The sequence below is a fragment of the Streptosporangium sp. NPDC020072 genome (assembly GCF_040631445.1).
Taxonomy (GTDB): domain Bacteria; phylum Actinomycetota; class Actinomycetes; order Streptosporangiales; family Streptosporangiaceae; genus Streptosporangium.
Window position 1 is genome coordinate 1 of the sequence record NZ_JBEYAB010000032.1, and the last position, 14983, is coordinate 14983.

Consider the following 14983-nt stretch of genomic DNA (forward strand, 5'->3'; position numbering starts at 1 on the left):
GCCGAGCTTCGCCATCCAACCCCCCCCCGCTCCGGCCCGGCGGCCCCCCCCCCCCCCCCACGCCCCTCACGCGTGCCCGGGGTCAGGCGAGCGCCCTGGCCAGCACGACCCCGCCGACGATCAACGCCAGGGCCGCGACACGCCCCGCCCCGACGGGATCGCCGTGCAGCACGATCCCCAGGGTGATGGCGCCGACGGCGCCGATGCCCGTGAAGACGGCGTAGGCGGTGCCGACGGGGAGTCCCTGCTGCATGGCCTTCGACAGCAGCCACACCGCCAGCGCCCCCAGCGCGAAACAGACCAGCGTGGGCAGCGGCCGGGTGAACCCCTCGGTCGGCTTGATGCTCTGCGACCAGGCGATCTCCACCAGCCCGGCCGCCATGAGCAGCAGCCAGCTCATCGGACGGCCAGCTTCCCGGCCAGCTCCCGCGCGGCGGCGTAGGACCGCTCGTGCACGGCCCTCCGGTCGGCGAGGGCCGGGTCCACCAGGGAGTTGACCAGTTCGGCGTGGACGAACGTGACGTCCTCGACGGCGAAGTGCCCGAGGAAGAAGTCACGCAGATAGCGTTCCTCGTGGTCGAAGGGCTCCCTGGGAGTGCCGGGGCCGTAGGCGCCGCCCCGCGCGCCCGCGACGACGAACGTCCGGCCGGTGAGCTTCATCTTGGGGAAGGTCACCTGGTCGATCCAGGCCTTCAGCGCCGAGGGGATGGAGAAGTTGTACATCGGCGTGCCGATCAGCACGACGTCCGCGGCCACCAGCTCGTCGAGCAGCGGTTCGACCACCGCCCAGGCCTCGGCCTGTTCCGGGGTGCTCACCACCTCGTGGTAGCGGCCGATGTCGGTGATCTGACCGGCCAGGACACGGTCGCACAGCTCCGTCCAGGCCTGCCCGATGTGCGGGACGGGGTCGGCGGCCAGGTCCCGGTAGGTGTATCCGCCCTCCGGGTTGGCCGCGCGCCACGCGGCGGCGTAGATCCCCGACAGGGTGCGGGAGAAGGACGCACGGCGGGCGCTGGCGTCCAGGTGCAGCAGGCGGCTCACGGCTCTCCGATCCTCGATGCCAAAGCGGACGTTGTGTCCGCTTAATCACCATAGCGACAAGCGGACACGATGTCCATTTGATCCGGACCCAGTCGGCCGGAGGGCGGCGCCCGTCATCGCACGCGGCGACGGGCACGGCGCGGCGAGAGGGGCGCCTCGGAGGCGACGCCGGGAACGACCACCGGCCACCCGGGCACGTCGAGGCATCCGGGCATGAGAAAGGCGGCCCCGGTATCCCGGAGCCGCCTGGTGCGTGAACGACCCGGCAGGCCGTTCACACGAGGAGTCAGCGGACGACGGTGGTCACCGGCCGCGGGACGCGGGCGATGCCGGTCAGCCGGTTCTCCTCGCGCAGGGTGCGCAGCCGGTTGACCTCGGCGGTCCACTCCGCGCCCTTGGGGGTCGCCCTGCCCTTGCGGCGGCGGATCCTGTCGTCGTAGGCCTTGGGCCCGAAGGTCGCCCGCTGGCCCGCCTCGGCCGCGCGCAGCGCCTCGGTCAGCGCCGCGTCGAAGACCAGCCCGGCGGCCCTGAGCTCCTCCGGGGACGCCCCGGCCGCCTGCACCCGGCGCAGTTCGGCCTCGGCCGTGCGCGCCCTCTCAAGGAACTCGGGGAAGCTCTTCCCGACCTCCTGGTCGGCGTGGTGACGGACCTCCGCCTCCCGGCTCACGCCCGGTCGGAAAAACGCCATCGTCTGCCCTCTCTCACCCGTCGCCGGGAACCTCCCGGCGGATCACGGCTGTAGCCTACGCCGTCGGCCCCCGGACCACCCACTCAGGGACCGGCCCACCCCGGACGGCACGGCGCGGCGCCCTTTACACAGTAAGGTCACCGATGGCAGGATGCGGCCCATGCCCGCCAAACGACCGCCCGTCCCGCTCTCCAGGGAACGCATCATCGAGGCCGCCCTGCACATCGCCGACAGCCAGGGGCTCCGGCGGCTGACGATGCGGCGCCTGGGTGACGCGCTCCAGGTCGAGGCCATGGCCATCTACCACCATCTGCCGCGCGGCAAGGACGCCCTCATGGACGCTCTGGCCGAGCACGTCACGGCCGTCCACGCCGAGCCCGCGAGCACCTGGCAGGACAGCGCGAGGGCGTGGTGCAGGGCGAGCAGGGACGCGCTCAGGGAGCATCCCGGGGTGCTGGCGCTGGCGCTGACCAAGCCCCCGAAGGGCCGCGCGGCGATCGCCCTCATGGAGCAGACCGAGCAGCTCGCCGACGCCGGGCTGCCCGACGCGGCGCAGGCGGTACGGACGCTGCGGGCCTACGTCTTCGGCGCGGTCGCAGTCGAGGTACAGCGCTCCGGATGGGCCGACTCCCCGGCGGACGGCGCCGAACCGTGGCGTCCCCCGTCGGCCGGCGGAGGCTCCGCGGCGGCCGACACCGACTTCGAGCACGGGCTGAACGCCCTGCTGGCGGGACTCAACGGAAAGCGAACGGAGACTGAACGGTAAAGAAACGCGAGGCCGATCCTTTTTTACCTGCCAGATGGCGCGTTTCGCTTGGCCAGATGTCCGCTATGAGGCATCCTGTGCTATAGGTCACACCTCCGGAAGAGCCCTGAAGGACCACTCTCCAGAGTTCGCAAACAGTCCTAACGGGCTATGTCCCGGGGTGAGATCCAGATCGCACACTTGAGTTTGACCAACGTGCGGACCTCACCCCGTTCGAGGCACGCACGACCCACATGTCCACACCAGATGCTCGTCACCCGTCACGCGATGGGAACGGATTCCCATCGGGGACACGGTGTCCACCCGCTGTCCGATGTCGATCCAGCGAGCCGACGATAGAGATCCGGAGGCACGCCGATGTGCCCGCACCAGCCGTCCTGTCCGCCCGCCGAGGCGCTGGACCGCGAAGCCGCCCGTACGATGGTCGCCCACCCCGAGCAGGGCTGGAGCCTGCTCTGCAACGGTGTGGTGCTGTTCGACGACACCGGCGAGATCCTGCCCGACGGCGGGGTCATCGAGCCGCACCGGCCCCTGGCCGGCGTCGCCTGATCGCCTGACCGATCACTCCGCGGCGGCGCGCATCCTCGCGCCGAGCCAGTGCGCGACCACCTCGCCCACCCTGCCGGGATGCCTTTTGAGATCGTGCCCCTCACCGGGCAGCACCACCAGGCGCGAGGTGTCCGCCGCCTCGGGGACCCCAAACGGGTCACGGTCACCGCTGACCGCCAGCACGTCGACCCCCGCCGCGCGCAGTTCCTGCGCGCGCGACCTCTCCGGCTTACCGGGAGGATGCAGGGGAAAGGCCAGCGCGACCACCGCCGTCGCCCCCGCCTGCGAGGCCGTACGGCAGGCGACCCTGGCCCCGTTGCTCCGCCCGCCCTGCACCAACGGCAGACCGGGCCGGAGCCCGCGAAGCCCGGCGACCAGTTCCAGCCAGGCCTCGTCCTGCCTGGCCGCCGATCCGGGAGCCCTGGCCCCTCGCATCCTGAACGGCTGGAGCACCCGGGCGACCACTCCGCCGATCGGCGTCACCGCGTCCCGTACGGCCAGCAGGTCGGGTGCGTCCACTCCCCCGGCCGAGCCGTGGGTGAGCACCAGCAGGAAACGTGGATCGGCCACCTCGTCGATCTCGGCCACGGCCGGGCCGTGAACGGTGCCGATCTCCACGGACGAGGCAGTACTCCGGATGGACACCGATCTAGTCCTAACGGCTGATGTCCGGGCCTGCGGCAGGGCGGACAATCTCAGGGTGCAGGATCATCACGATATCCGACAGGACGTACGGGCGACCATCGGGGCCCGCCGTGACCTCGGCCCCGAGTACGAGGCCGCGCTCGTCGAGTCCTTCGTCGAACGCCTCGACTCGACGATCGCCGCCAGGGTGCGGGCGGAGCTGCAGGCCACGGGTTATCACCCCCAGCAGCACTATCCGCACCCCCAGGGTCCTCCCCCCGCGCCGCGGCGCAAGGGGAACGGCACCGTCCCGATCGCGCTCGGCTCGCTGGGGCTGGCCATCCCGCTGACCGCCGTCGCCGCCGAGGGCGGGACCGTGGGGATTCTGGTCGCCTGGGGCGGCATCGTGGTGATCAACATCGCCCACGCCCTCGGCGGGCTGCGCCACCGCGACTGAAGAGCGGGGCCGGAGACTCAGGCGTCCCGGTTGCGCCGCAGCCTGACCTCCTCGGCCAGTTCCTCGTCCGCGCTGTCCAGGCCGTAACGCCACACCCGCTCGGCGTCCTCCTCACGCCCTCTGAGCGGCAGCGTGCGGGCCAGCAGCTCGATGGCCAGCGCCCCGGTCTCGGCGTCGCCGCCCTCCTCCACCGCCCCGGTGAGCTCGGCGCAGGCCAGTTCGAGATGGGCGATGCCGAGCAGCACCCGCAGCCTCGCCGTCTCCACGACGTCCGGCACGGACAGCGCCTCGACGAGCACTCCCGCCGCCTCGGCCGCCTCCCCCTCCTCAAGGAGGATCTCGGCCAGCCGCTGGGCGGCGAGGGAGGAGATCTCCGGCTCTCCGGTCGCCAGCGCGGCCCTCAGGGCCTCCTCCGCCTCCACGGGGCCCACGGCGAGCCTGGCCAGACCCATGTGCGCCAGCGGAGCGCAGGCGGCGTTCCCGGTGCCCAGCGCGGCCTGCCAGGCCGCCCGCGCCTGGTCGGGCAGGTCGTCGCGCTCGAAGCTCCTGGCGAGCAGGCAGGCGGCCTGCCCGGCGAACTCGGGATGGCCGGTGGCCAACGCGGCACGGGCCGCCGCCCTGGCGTCGGCCGCGTCCCCCCGCTCCTCGAGCACCACCGCCAGCCCGACCGCCGCCTGCGCGCGGTCGGGCCCCTCAGGGTCCGCGGCCAGCTCCGCGAAAATCACCGCGGCGCCGTCCAGGTCACCGTCCTCGGCCAGCCGCCGCGCGGTCTCCAGCGGTCGGGTGTCCACCTCTGGCATGCAGGGTCCCTCCGGGTAAGGAATCGCCCCGGGCCCGGTGGCCCGGAGCCCTGTCCACGAGGTGGATCTTAACGGTGCGAATCAGTCCTCGTAGGCCTCAAGCGGAGGGCAGGCGCACACCAGATTGCGGTCGCCGTACGCCTGGTCGATCCGGCGGACCGGCGACCAGTACTTGGCCTCGCGCACCGACGGCAGCGGGTAGGCCGCCTCGGCCCGCGAATAGGCGTGCTCCCAGTCGTCGGCCAGCAGGCAGGCAGCCGTGTGCGGGGCGTTGCGCAGCGGGTTGTCGGTCTTGTCGTAGGCGCCGGAGGCGACCTTCTCGATCTCCCCCCTGATCGCGATCATCGCCTCGCAGAACCGGTCGAGCTCGGCCAGGTCCTCGCTCTCGGTCGGCTCGATCATCAGCGTACCGGCCACCGGGAAGGACATGGTGGGAGCGTGGAAGCCGTAGTCGACCAGGCGCTTGGCCACGTCGTCCACGGTCACACCGGTCTCCTTGGTGATCTGGCGCAGGTCCACGATGCACTCGTGGGCGACCAGGCCGCCCCGGCCGGTGTAGAGGACGGGGTAGTGCGGGGCGAGCCTGCGGGCCAGGTAGTTGGCCGACAGGATGGCCTGCTCGGTGGCCGCCTTGAGCCCGTCTGCGCCCATCATCCTGACATAGGCCCAGGAGATGGGCAGGATGCCCGCCGAGCCGTACGGCGCGGCGGAGACGGGACCGACCGGCGAGTCGTCGCGCAGCGGGTGACCGGGCAGGTAGCCGGCGAGGTGGGCGCGGACCGCGACGGGGCCGACGCCGGGGCCGCCGCCGCCGTGCGGGATGCAGAAGGTCTTGTGCAGGTTCAGGTGGGAGACGTCCGCCCCGAACTCGCCCGGCTTGGCCAGGCCGACCAGGGCGTTGAGGTTGGCGCCGTCGACGTAGACCTGGCCGCCCGCCTCGTGCACCCGCTCGCAGATCTGGGTGATGGTCTCCTCGTAGACGCCGTGCGTCGAGGGGTAGGTCACCATGATCGCGGCGAGCCGGTCGCGGTGCTTGCCGAGCTTGGCGTCGAGGTCGGCGAGGTCCACGTTGCCGTTGTCGTCGCAGGCGACCACGACGACCCGCATACCGGCCATGACCGCGCTGGCGGCGTTGGTGCCGTGCGCGGAGGAGGGGATCAGGCAGACGTCGCGATGGGCCTCGCCGCGGGCGTGGTGGTAGGCGCGGATCGCCAGCAGCCCGGCGAACTCACCCTGGGAGCCCGCGTTCGGCTGGATGGAGACCGCGTCGTAGCCGGTGACCTCGGCCAGCCAGCCCTCAAGCTCCCGCACCAGCTCCGTGTAGCCCTCGGCCTGCTCCGCGGGGGCGTAGGGGTGCAGCCCGGCGAACTCGGGCCAGGTGATCGGCTCCATCTCGGTGGTCGCGTTGAGCTTCATGGTGCACGAGCCGAGCGGGATCATCGACCGGTCGAGCGCGACGTCCTTGTCCTGGAGCCTGCGCAGGTAGCGCAGCATGGCCGTCTCCGACCTGTGGCTGTGGAAGACCGGGTGGGTCAGGTAGTCGCCGGTGCGCGCCAGCCCCTCGGGCAGCGCGTCGTGCGCCGCGGCGTCCAGGTCGGTCAGTACGGCGCCGCTGACCTCGAAGGCGGCCAGGACCTGCTCCAGGTGGAGCTGCTCGGTCCGCTCGTCGCAGGTGACACCGACGTGGTCGGCGTCGACCAGGCGCAGGTTGACGCCGTTGTCGCGGGCCGCGGCCACGATCCGGGCGGCGCGGCCGGGCACCCGGGCGAGCACGGTGTCGAAGAAGGCGTCGTGGACGACCTCGACGCCTCCGTGGCGCAGGCCCGCGGCCAGCACGACGGCGTGCCGGTGGACGCGCCTGGCGATCCTGCGAAGGCCCTCGGGGCCGTGGTAGACGGCGTACATGCCCGCGATGACCGCGAGCAGCACCTGCGCGGTGCAGATGTTGCTGGTCGCCTTCTCCCTGCGGATGTGCTGCTCACGGGTCTGCAGCGCCAGGCGGTAGGCGGGGCGGCCGTCGGCGTCCTGGGAGACGCCGACCAGACGGCCGGGCATCTGCCGCTGCAGGCCGTCGCGGACGGCCATGTAGGCGGCGTGCGGGCCGCCGAAGCCCAGCGGGACGCCGAAGCGCTGCGAGGAGCCGATCGCGATGTCGGCGCCGAGCTCGCCGGGGGCGGCCAGCAGGGTCAGGGCCAGCAGGTCGGCGGCGGCCACCACCTGGGCGCCGCGCGCGTGGGCGGCCTCGGCGACCGCGCGGAAGTCCCTGATCTCGCCATCGGCCCCGGGGTACTGCACGAGCACGCCGAAACAGTCGGGAAGGGCCTCGGTGAAGTCGCTCTCGACCAGCTCGATGCCGAGCGGCTCGGCCCTGGTGCGCAGCACGGCCTTGGTCTGCGGCAGCGAGCCGGCGTCGACGACGAACACGTTCGAGGAGCCGCGCACCGCCCTGCGGGCCAGCGTCATCGCCTCGGCGGCGGCGGTGGCCTCGTCCAGCAGGGAGGCGCCCGCCACGTCGAGACCGGTCAGGTCGGAGACGACCGTCTGGAAGTTGAGCAGGGCCTCAAGGCGCCCCTGGGAGATCTCGGGCTGGTAGGGCGTGTAGGCGGTGTACCAGCCGGGGTTCTCCAGGAGGTTGCGGCGGATGACCGCCGGGGTGATCGTGTCGTGGTAGCCCAGGCCGATCATCGAGGTGAGCACGGTGTTGCGCCCGGCGAGGGCGCGCAGCTCGGCGATGGCCTCCGTCTCGCTCGCGGCGGGCGGGAGGTTGAGCCTGTCCTTCGCCCTGATGGCCTCGGGGACGGCCACCGCGACCAAGTCGGCGGTCGAGGCGAATCCGACCGCCTCGAGCATGCGGGTCTGGTCGGCGTCCGCGGGCCCGATGTGACGGGTGGCGAACGGCGGGGGGGTCAGCTCGCTGAGCGGTGACAGGTCGGTCATGGGAAGCCTCCCGAGACGTTGGAGACCGGCGCTGGGCGCGGGCGTATGCCGGATCTCCCCCTCTGTCATCGCGACCTGAGAGTTTCACCTTCCGGTGCGTGGAAGGCTTTCCCCGTCGGTGAGACGCGCCTGGCGGGCGTGCCTGCTTTCCAGAGTCGCCTCGCCCACGCGGTACCGGGTGCCTGAGAGATTCCGGGGAGGTTGCTCCTTCGGCGCCCCGATCATGCCGGGGTCTCTCCCGCGCAGAGTCAGCAGCGAGACAACCTTACCCGGTGCGGCGAGCCCGGCGACGACGGGCCAGCTCATCCGCGTGGTGATCGCCTAAAGGGCTCTGGCCGGACTCCGCGCGCTCTCCGGGCAGGTCGGCCAGGGAGCCCTCCACCTCCTGCCAGACGCGGCCGAGGGCTATGCCGAAGACACCCTGCCCTCCCTGGAGCAGGTCGATGACCTCGTCGGGTGAGGTGCACTCGTACACGCTCACCCCGTCACTCATGAGGGTGATCTGGGCCAGGTCGTTGACGCCGCGGTCGCGCAGGTGCTGGACGGCGATGCGGATCTGCTGGAGGGACACACCCGTGTCGAGCAGCCGTTTGACGACCTTGAGCACCAGGATGTCGCGGAAGCCGTACAGGCGCTGGGAACCCGAACCGTGAGCGGCCCTGACCGTGGGCTCGACCAGACCGGTGCGCGCCCAGTAGTCCAGCTGCCGATAGGTGATGTCGGCCGCGGCACAGGCGGTGGGACCGCGGTATCCGATGTCGGCGGGCAGTTTCACCGGCTGCCCGTCGAACAGCAGGCCCTCTTCGCCCGCACGCTGACGTGCCTCCCCGCGCCGTTCCGGGTCATCCTGGTCGGCGTTTCTACCCTCGCCGCTGCTGACCGCCACGCGGACCTCCGGCTTTCTCTCATCCCGCGGCCTGATCTGGGGGTTTGCGCACAGCCGCGGGTTTCACTTGCACCGTAGGACTGGGGCCAAGATCAGTCAACGACCCTCCCCGGCGCGTCGTGAAGCGTAAATGCACCGAAATACCTACCCCGCGCGACCGAAGTCCTCGGGCGTGATCGTGTCAAGGAACTCCCTGAACTTCTCCACCTCGTCCTCCTGGTCGTCGGGAATGATCACCCCCGCCTCCCTGACGATGTCCTCACTGGCGAAGATACGGGCTCCCGTACGCAACGCCAGGGCTATGGAGTCCGAAGGACGGGCGCTCACCTCGACCCCGTTGGAGAACACGAGATCGGCGAAGAAGATCCCATCACGGAGTGCGACGATGTTCACGGTGCTCAGCCGGACGCCGAGCGCGTCGAGCACGTCGCGGAAGAGGTCATGGGTGAGTGGCCGGGGTGGCGGCTCTTCGGCCTGGGCCATCGCGATCGCCGTCGCCTCGGTCATGCCGATCCAGATCGGCAGGTACCGCTCCCCATGTGCCTCCTTCAGCAGGACAATAGGCTGGTTTGAGGGCATCTCAACCCGAACGCCCACGACCTCCATCTGCAACACGGGCTGCTCCGTCTTCGCTGGATTATGACCGGTTTGTTCAACGTAACACTCGTGAGGGGACGAGTGCCTGGTCAGGTTCTCACCGGCCCAAGCCCCCACGCACGGCGGAACGCAGGAGCGAGGCGTGCAATTCCAGCAGAAGACCAGAAATCTCCTTGGCGGTCTCGTCGGCCCGGTCGATGGCCCCCGGGCCTCGGCGGCGAAGCAACGGCGCGATGGCCTGTTCGACGAGGGTGGCCTCCCGCTCGGCCGCGGCCTTGACGACCCGCAGGTGGCGTGCCCTGAGCCCGAAGGCGGCCAGTGCCCCCACGCTGCGGGCCACGGCCAGCGCCTCGGCGTCGTAGTGGCGGGCGACCGCGGCGAGCAGGCCGAAGTCCTCAAGCTCGGTGAGGGTCTCCTCGTCGAGCTCGGCGGCGGCGAGCAGTTCCTTGCGGGTGAGACGAACCTCCGGCGGCGCCTCGCCGGGAAGGGCCCGCGGAGGGGTGACCGGCCGGTCCTCGCGGTCCGCGGCCTCGAGCCGGTCCTTGATCACACGCAGCGGCAGGTAACGGTCGCGCTGCTCGCCGAGGATGTAACGCAGCCGCTCGACGTCGGCGTAACTGAACTTCCGGTAGCCGGAGGGACTGCGCTCCGGCTCGATCAACCCCTCGCCCTCCAGGAAACGGATCTTGGAGATGCTGACGTCGGGGAACTCGCCCTGCAACAGGGCGAGCACCTCCCCGATGCTCATGTGCGAACGAGCCGCCTGGGAGCTCATCATCCTCCAGCGGCGCCACGGGTGAGGAAGACCAGGCGGAACTTGCCGATCTGCACCTCGTCGCCGCCGTAAAGCGGGACCTCCTCGATCCGCTCGCGGTTGACGTAGGTGCCGTTGAGGCTGCCGACGTCACGGACGGTGAACACCCCTCCGCCGCGCCGGTAGAACTCGACGTGACGCCGCGAGACGGTGATGTCGTCCAGGAAGATGTCACTCTCGGGGTGACGTCCGACCGTGGTCAGGTCACTGTCCAGCAGGAAGCGGCTGCCCGCGTTGGGACCACGCATGGCGACGAGCAGCGCGGCGCCCGGAGGCAGTTGCTCGACGGCCTGCCGCTCGGCGAGAAGCGTCTCTCCCGTCTCCGCCTCGTAGGCCTCGATCCCGGACAGGGAGATCGTCGACGTACTGTCTCCCGGGGAGTCGAACCTGGTCAGCGGCGACCCGCATCGTGAACAGAAACGGGCGTCCTCAGGGTTGGCATGACCGCACTGCGTGCAGTAGACGCTCGGCATCGATCGGCTCGGCCTCCTACCGCGAGGACGCGGCAACGGTTCTCGGTACGCGCGCCTCGCTTCATCGCTTCTCAAGTATTTGCTCAGACTGCGAATGCCGCAACATACACCGAATAGCGAGAAAGATCAAGTCCGACGCTCGAGGACGGGTTCGGTCGAGGACAAAGTTACCGCCGGGCGGCGCCCCGGTCCATGCCGCCGCGCTGGGTTTTCGCGCTCTCCGGGCCGGGGATCCCAGGGGAGACCTCAGGTCGCCGCCGCCCCCTCCACGACCCTGGCCCAGTGCTCGATCAGGCTCTGCGCCGAGTCGACGTCCCCCGCCTCCGCCCACAGGTGGGTCACCGCCTCGGCCGGGTCCGGCAGCACCAGCGCCCAGCTGCCGTCCTGCGCCACGACGCGCACCCCGTCGGTCGTGTCTATCCGGTACAGCTCGGCGGCCTCGATGACCGAGCGCATCACCACGCCCTTGGCGGCCCACGGCGTGGGGACCGTACGGCGCAGCAACCGGGCCTGCGGGATCCTGGCGTCGATCTGGCTGAGCGAAAGTCGGGTCCTGGCGACCAGGCCGAGCAGCCGCAGGAACACCGCCAGGCCGTCGACCGTCGGGCCGAACTCGGGTACCACGAAGCCGCCCCGCCCGTCCGCGGCGAAGACCATGCCCTCCGCCCTGGCCGCGGTGGTCAGCGCGTCCAGGGCGGTCGAGGTCCACTCGACCTGCACACCGTGGAAGCGGCAGACCTGCTCGGCCACCCGGGTCGTGGTGACCGGCAGGGCCACCCTGCCGCCGCGCCGCTCTGCGGCGACCAGGTCGAGCACGACCAGCAGGGCGCGCTCCTCGCTGATCAGCTGGCCCGTCTCGTCGACGAGCGCGATCCGCTCCCCCACCGGGTCGAAGCGCACGCCGAAGGCCGCCCTGGCCGAGCCGACCAGCTCGGACAGGCGTTGCAGGGCCCGGCGGCGCTCGGCGAGGGTCTCGGTCGGCGAGGCGTCGTCCAGGCGGTTGTTGACGGTGAGCACCTCGACGCCGACCCTGCCCAGGAGGCTGGGCAGCACCAGTGAGGAGGTGCCGCCCGCGCAGTCGACGACGACCTTCAGGTCGGCGTCGCGCACCCCGGTGACGTCCACGCAACGCAGCAGCTCGTAGGTGTAGTCCTCGATCGCCCTGGCCGGGAAGCTCAGCTCGGCGATCTCCCCGGGGAAGGCGCGGCGGAACTCCTGGCGGGAGAAGACCCGCTCCAGTTTGCGCTGGGCGCCCTGGGAGAGGTCGGCGCCGTGCTCGTCCATGAAGACGATGTCCACGCTCTGCGGGTCGCCCGGAGTGGTGCGCAACGCGATCCCGCCGACCGCGTTCTCCCTGGCGGTGTGGAAGCGCGAGACGGGCAGCGGGGCCGCCTCCAGGTCGAGCACGTTGATCGCGCTGGCGGTCAGCGCGCTGATCACGGCCCGCTTCAGCGCCCTGGCCGCCCGGGAGGAGTCCCGGGAGGTGATGACCGAGGCGCCCTTCCTCAGCGTGGTCGCGTAGGCGCTGGCGAGCCGTACGCACAGTTCGGGGGTGATCTCCACGTTGACCAGGCCGGAGACGCCGCGCGGGCCGAACAGGCTGCGCTGGCCCCTGGGCTCCCAGATGACGCTGGTGTTGACGACCGCCCCGGCCTCCACGGTCTTGAAGGGGTAGACCTTGACGCCCGAGGAGACGTACGCCTCGGCCTCGATGATGCACTCGTCGCCGACGACGGCGCCCTCCTCGATCCTGACCCCGGTCATCAGGTCGGTGTTCTTGCCGACGACGCAGCCGCGCAGGTGGGCGCTCGGGCCGACGTAGACGTTGTCGTGGACGACGGCGCGGTGCAGGAAGGCGCCCTCCCTGACCACCACGTTGCTGCCGAGCACGGTGAACTCGCGCAGTTCGGCCCCCGCCTCGACCTTGGCGTAGTCGCCGACGTACAGGGGGCCCTTGAGCACGGCGTCGGCGTCGACCGAGGCCCCCTCGGCCACCCAGACACCCGGGGAGACCTCGAAGGCGTCGATGTCCACCCTCACCCGCCCGGAGAGCACGTCCGCCTGCGCCCTGAGGTAGCTCTCGTGGGTGCCGACGTCCTCCCAGTAACCGTCGGCGACGTAGCCGTACAGCGGGGCGCCGCGCGCCAGCAGGCGGGGGAAGACGTCGGCGGACCAGTCGACGACCCCGCCCGCGGCGATCTCGTCGAGGACCTCGGGCTCCATCACGTAGACGCCGGTGTTGACGGTGTCGGAGAAGACCTGGCCCCAGGTCGGCTTCTCCAGGAAGCGCTCGACTCTGCCCCGGTCGTCGACGATGACGATGCCGAACTCCAGGGGGTTGGGGACGCGTTTGAGCCCGATCGTCACCAGCGCGCCGTTCTCCCGGTGGAAGCGGATCATGTCGGTGAGGTCCATGTCGGTCAGCGCGTCGCCGGAGATGACCAGGAAGGGCTCGTCCCTGAGCTTGTCCGCGGCGTTCTTGACGCTGCCCGCCGTGCCGAGAGGGGTGTCCTCGGTGGCGTAGTACAGGCTCATGCCGAGCTCGTCGCCGTCACCGAAGTAGTTGCGGACCAGCGCCGCCAGAAACTGCACGGTCACCACGGTCTCGGTGAACCCGTGCCGCCTCAGCAGGCGCAGCACGTGTTCCATGATCGGCCGGTTGATCACGGGTAGCAGTGGCTTGGGCTGGTTGGCGGTCATCGGCCGCAGCCGAGTCCCCTCCCCGCCCGCCATCACGACGGCCTTCACACATCACCTCTTAATGCGTCCGGCTCCGCGTATGAGCTGACGCACCTGTACCCAGTAGAGCGCCCCGGACCACCAGTACAGTCCGGTGCCCCAGATCGCGAGCGACCAGCCGACGATGCGGGCGGGCCCGGCGTACCAGGCGTCGTGGTGGGCGAGGAAGAGCAGGGGGAAGGCGTAGAGCAGGTTGGCCGTCGCGGCCTTGCCGAGGAAGTGCACGGGCAGCGCGGGGCCGTACCCCAGGCGGCGCAGGATGGGCGGGATGCCCAGCAGCATGACGTCGCGCAACGGGATCGCCAGGGCCAGCCACCAGGGGATGATCTCGCGCATGGCCAGGCCGAAGAGGGTGGCCAGGATGTAGAGGCGGTCGGCCAGCGGGTCGAGGAGGCGGCCGAGCCTGCTGGTCTGGTTCCACGCGCGGGCGATCTTGCCGTCGAGCCAGTCGGACAGGCCGGCCAGCATCAGCAGCGCCACGGCCCAGCTGTCGGCCTTCGGCCCGAGGACCAGCCACAGGAAGACCGGGACTCCGACAAGCCGGGCCAGGCTCAGCGCGTTGGGCACCGTCAAAATGCGGTCTTCGGCACCCGATGCTTCCGGATTCACCCGAATGTCTCCCTCCCCGTACCTGAAGCCGACCCTACTGCGTTCGCCGCGGCATCCCGCAGGTGACGGGCACCACAGGTCTCTTCACAGCTTCGGCAGGAACCCTGTGAAGGTTCTTCGAGGTCGTGGGGGGAGTGTGCCGCGGGCGCGGGCCGGGCGTGTCGCCCGTCCCGCACCCGGGGAGGATTCGGCGGACCCGGTCACGGCCCGCCGGAACGGCTCAGTTCGCGGCTCCCACGGCGACCGGGGAGCGGTCACGCCGCCACAGCCTGTCCAGGGCCAGCGCCCCGCCGCCGCTGAACCCGATCGCCAGGCAGATGGCGAACAGGACCAGGACGTACTCGAACCCACCCTGCTGCGAGAAGAAGCCCTTGCCCGCGTGGACGAAGACGTAGGCGCCGACCATGTTGAGGGCGAGGATGACGCCCGCGACAGGCAGGGCGGCGCCGAGGATGAAGGCGAGGCCGCAGAGGACCTCGCTGCCCGCCACGGCCGGGGCCGCCACGGCGGCGAGGGGGATGCCGAGGTGGGTGAACCCGGCCGTGACCTCGTCGATCCCGCTGCTGAGGAGCTTCTGAAGGCCGTGCGCGATGAACACGATGCCGATGACGACCCGGGCGAGCAAAAGGGTGTAAGGCCCGATTCTCTCCAGCATGACTTTTCTCCTGTTGCGATGTAGTTCACTGATGAACCGGCACCCACAGGTCGACGTTTGGTTGAACGTTGAACTATTTGGGCATAGTACGGCGCTGCACAAACGCCAAAAATGGGGCCGGAACTGTGCTTTCACAGCACGAGCACTTCGATCGTCACCGAACGGGCGACAAGGACGGCGGGTGACGGACCCGGCCACGGATGTTCCTTGACCCACATAACATCCAACTATTCGCAACTGTCGTTGTCAACGACCTTCGTCTCCGGGCGGCCCTGGCGGCACGGCGAAGGCCCGGGACGCACGAGACGGATCCGTCTCGTGCGTCCCGGGCCTTCCGAGGTTCCGGGG

The 14983-nt window shown here is 70.8% G+C and carries 16 protein-coding genes and 1 riboswitch; of the genes, 3 read left to right on the plus strand and 13 right to left on the minus strand.

What is annotated here, in order from left to right:
- Positions 1–82 precede the first annotated feature (82 nt).
- The 3 genes from ABZ470_RS41440 to ABZ470_RS41450 form a co-directional block, all read right to left on the minus strand.
- Positions 83–400, minus strand: coding sequence for a multidrug efflux SMR transporter (locus ABZ470_RS41440; protein ID WP_352012546.1), 318 nt, complete (start codon positions 398–400; stop codon positions 83–85).
- Positions 397–1041, minus strand: a complete 645-nt coding sequence (locus ABZ470_RS41445; protein WP_362781342.1) for an NAD(P)H-dependent oxidoreductase — start codon at positions 1039–1041, stop codon at positions 397–399. Before ABZ470_RS41445 ends, ABZ470_RS41440 begins: the two co-directional genes overlap by 4 nt.
- Before the next feature lie 286 nt (positions 1042–1327).
- Positions 1328–1729, minus strand: coding sequence for a hypothetical protein (locus ABZ470_RS41450; RefSeq protein WP_362781340.1), 402 nt, complete (start codon positions 1727–1729; stop codon positions 1328–1330).
- Positions 1730–1889: 160 nt separating this feature from the next.
- Between ABZ470_RS41450 and ABZ470_RS41455 the strand changes: the two genes are divergently transcribed.
- Both ABZ470_RS41455 and ABZ470_RS41460 read left to right on the plus strand, forming a co-directional pair.
- Positions 1890–2495: a TetR/AcrR family transcriptional regulator C-terminal domain-containing protein gene (locus tag ABZ470_RS41455; RefSeq protein WP_352012549.1), complete on the plus strand. Its 606-nt coding sequence runs from the start codon at positions 1890–1892 to the stop codon at positions 2493–2495.
- Positions 2496–2852: 357 nt separating this feature from the next.
- Entirely contained in the window at positions 2853–3044 is a 192-nt protein-coding gene (locus ABZ470_RS41460) for a DUF5999 family protein (protein WP_352012550.1), read from the plus strand.
- 12 nt (positions 3045–3056) lie between these two features.
- On the opposite strand, the gene ABZ470_RS41465 is transcribed toward ABZ470_RS41460, so the two are convergent.
- The gene (locus tag ABZ470_RS41465; protein ID WP_352012551.1) at positions 3057–3662 is read right to left on the minus strand and encodes an alpha/beta family hydrolase; all 606 of its coding nucleotides are present in this window, start codon (positions 3660–3662) and stop codon (positions 3057–3059) included.
- A gap of 82 nt (positions 3663–3744) precedes the next feature.
- Between ABZ470_RS41465 and ABZ470_RS41470 the strand changes: the two genes are divergently transcribed.
- Positions 3745–4125 carry a hypothetical protein gene (locus ABZ470_RS41470; protein ID WP_352012552.1) on the plus strand — a complete coding sequence of 127 codons (381 nt, stop codon included), beginning with the start codon at positions 3745–3747 and terminating at the stop codon, positions 4123–4125.
- Between the two features lie 17 nt (positions 4126–4142).
- Here the strand turns inward: ABZ470_RS41470 and ABZ470_RS41475 are convergent, their stop codons facing one another.
- The 9 genes from ABZ470_RS41475 to ABZ470_RS41515 all read right to left on the minus strand — a co-directional run bounded on the left by ABZ470_RS41475 (position 4143) and on the right by ABZ470_RS41515 (position 14635).
- The gene (locus ABZ470_RS41475; RefSeq protein WP_362918687.1) at positions 4143–4925 is read right to left on the minus strand and encodes a hypothetical protein; all 783 of its coding nucleotides are present in this window, start codon (positions 4923–4925) and stop codon (positions 4143–4145) included.
- An 81-nt stretch (positions 4926–5006) separates the two neighbouring features.
- Positions 5007–7862, minus strand: coding sequence for an aminomethyl-transferring glycine dehydrogenase (gene gcvP, locus ABZ470_RS41480; RefSeq protein ID WP_362918689.1), 2856 nt, complete (start codon positions 7860–7862; stop codon positions 5007–5009).
- A gap of 159 nt (positions 7863–8021) precedes the next feature.
- Positions 8022–8113: riboswitch (glycine riboswitch) on the minus strand.
- A 14-nt stretch (positions 8114–8127) separates the two neighbouring features.
- Complete coding sequence (locus ABZ470_RS41485) at positions 8128–8658, minus strand: MerR family transcriptional regulator (protein WP_246435481.1); 531 nt, start codon at positions 8656–8658, stop codon at positions 8128–8130.
- Positions 8659–8892: 234 nt separating this feature from the next.
- Positions 8893–9363, minus strand: coding sequence for a bifunctional nuclease family protein (locus ABZ470_RS41490; protein WP_184713884.1), 471 nt, complete (start codon positions 9361–9363; stop codon positions 8893–8895).
- A gap of 79 nt (positions 9364–9442) precedes the next feature.
- Complete coding sequence (locus tag ABZ470_RS41495) at positions 9443–10093, minus strand: MerR family transcriptional regulator (protein ID WP_352012555.1); 651 nt, start codon at positions 10091–10093, stop codon at positions 9443–9445.
- A gap of 26 nt (positions 10094–10119) precedes the next feature.
- Entirely contained in the window at positions 10120–10632 is a 513-nt protein-coding gene (locus ABZ470_RS41500) for an FHA domain-containing protein (protein ID WP_352012556.1), read from the minus strand.
- Positions 10633–10878: 246 nt separating this feature from the next.
- A complete protein-coding gene (locus ABZ470_RS41505; protein ID WP_352012557.1) occupies positions 10879–13380 on the minus strand; it encodes a mannose-1-phosphate guanyltransferase in 2502 nt (833 codons plus the stop codon).
- 3 nt (positions 13381–13383) lie between these two features.
- On the minus strand, positions 13384–13938 hold the full coding sequence (locus tag ABZ470_RS41510) for a CDP-alcohol phosphatidyltransferase family protein (protein WP_352012558.1): 555 nt from the start codon (positions 13936–13938) through the stop codon (positions 13384–13386).
- A gap of 262 nt (positions 13939–14200) precedes the next feature.
- Positions 14201–14635 carry a DoxX family protein gene (locus ABZ470_RS41515; protein ID WP_352012559.1) on the minus strand — a complete coding sequence of 145 codons (435 nt, stop codon included), beginning with the start codon at positions 14633–14635 and terminating at the stop codon, positions 14201–14203.
- Positions 14636–14983: the final 348 nt, after the last annotated feature.

What these genes read in the sequence shown, in the direction of transcription:
- ABZ470_RS41440 (WP_352012546.1), bottom strand. Translation starts at nt 400, where the DNA reads ATGAGCTGGCTGCTGCTCATGGCGGCCGGGCTGGTGGAGATCGCCTGG.
- ABZ470_RS41450 (WP_362781340.1), bottom strand. Translation starts at nt 1,729, where the DNA reads ATGGCGTTTTTCCGACCGGGCGTGAGCCGGGAGGCGGAGGTCCGTCAC.
- ABZ470_RS41455 (WP_352012549.1), top strand. Translation starts at nt 1,890, where the DNA reads ATGCCCGCCAAACGACCGCCCGTCCCGCTCTCCAGGGAACGCATCATC.
- ABZ470_RS41460 (WP_352012550.1), top strand. Translation starts at nt 2,853, where the DNA reads ATGTGCCCGCACCAGCCGTCCTGTCCGCCCGCCGAGGCGCTGGACCGC.
- ABZ470_RS41475 (WP_362918687.1), bottom strand. Translation starts at nt 4,925, where the DNA reads ATGCCAGAGGTGGACACCCGACCGCTGGAGACCGCGCGGCGGCTGGCC.
- gcvP (WP_362918689.1), bottom strand. Translation starts at nt 7,862, where the DNA reads ATGACCGACCTGTCACCGCTCAGCGAGCTGACCCCCCCGCCGTTCGCC.
- ABZ470_RS41495 (WP_352012555.1), bottom strand. Translation starts at nt 10,093, where the DNA reads ATGAGCATCGGGGAGGTGCTCGCCCTGTTGCAGGGCGAGTTCCCCGAC.
- ABZ470_RS41500 (WP_352012556.1), bottom strand. Translation starts at nt 10,632, where the DNA reads ATGCCGAGCGTCTACTGCACGCAGTGCGGTCATGCCAACCCTGAGGAC.
- ABZ470_RS41515 (WP_352012559.1), bottom strand. Translation starts at nt 14,635, where the DNA reads ATGCTGGAGAGAATCGGGCCTTACACCCTTTTGCTCGCCCGGGTCGTC.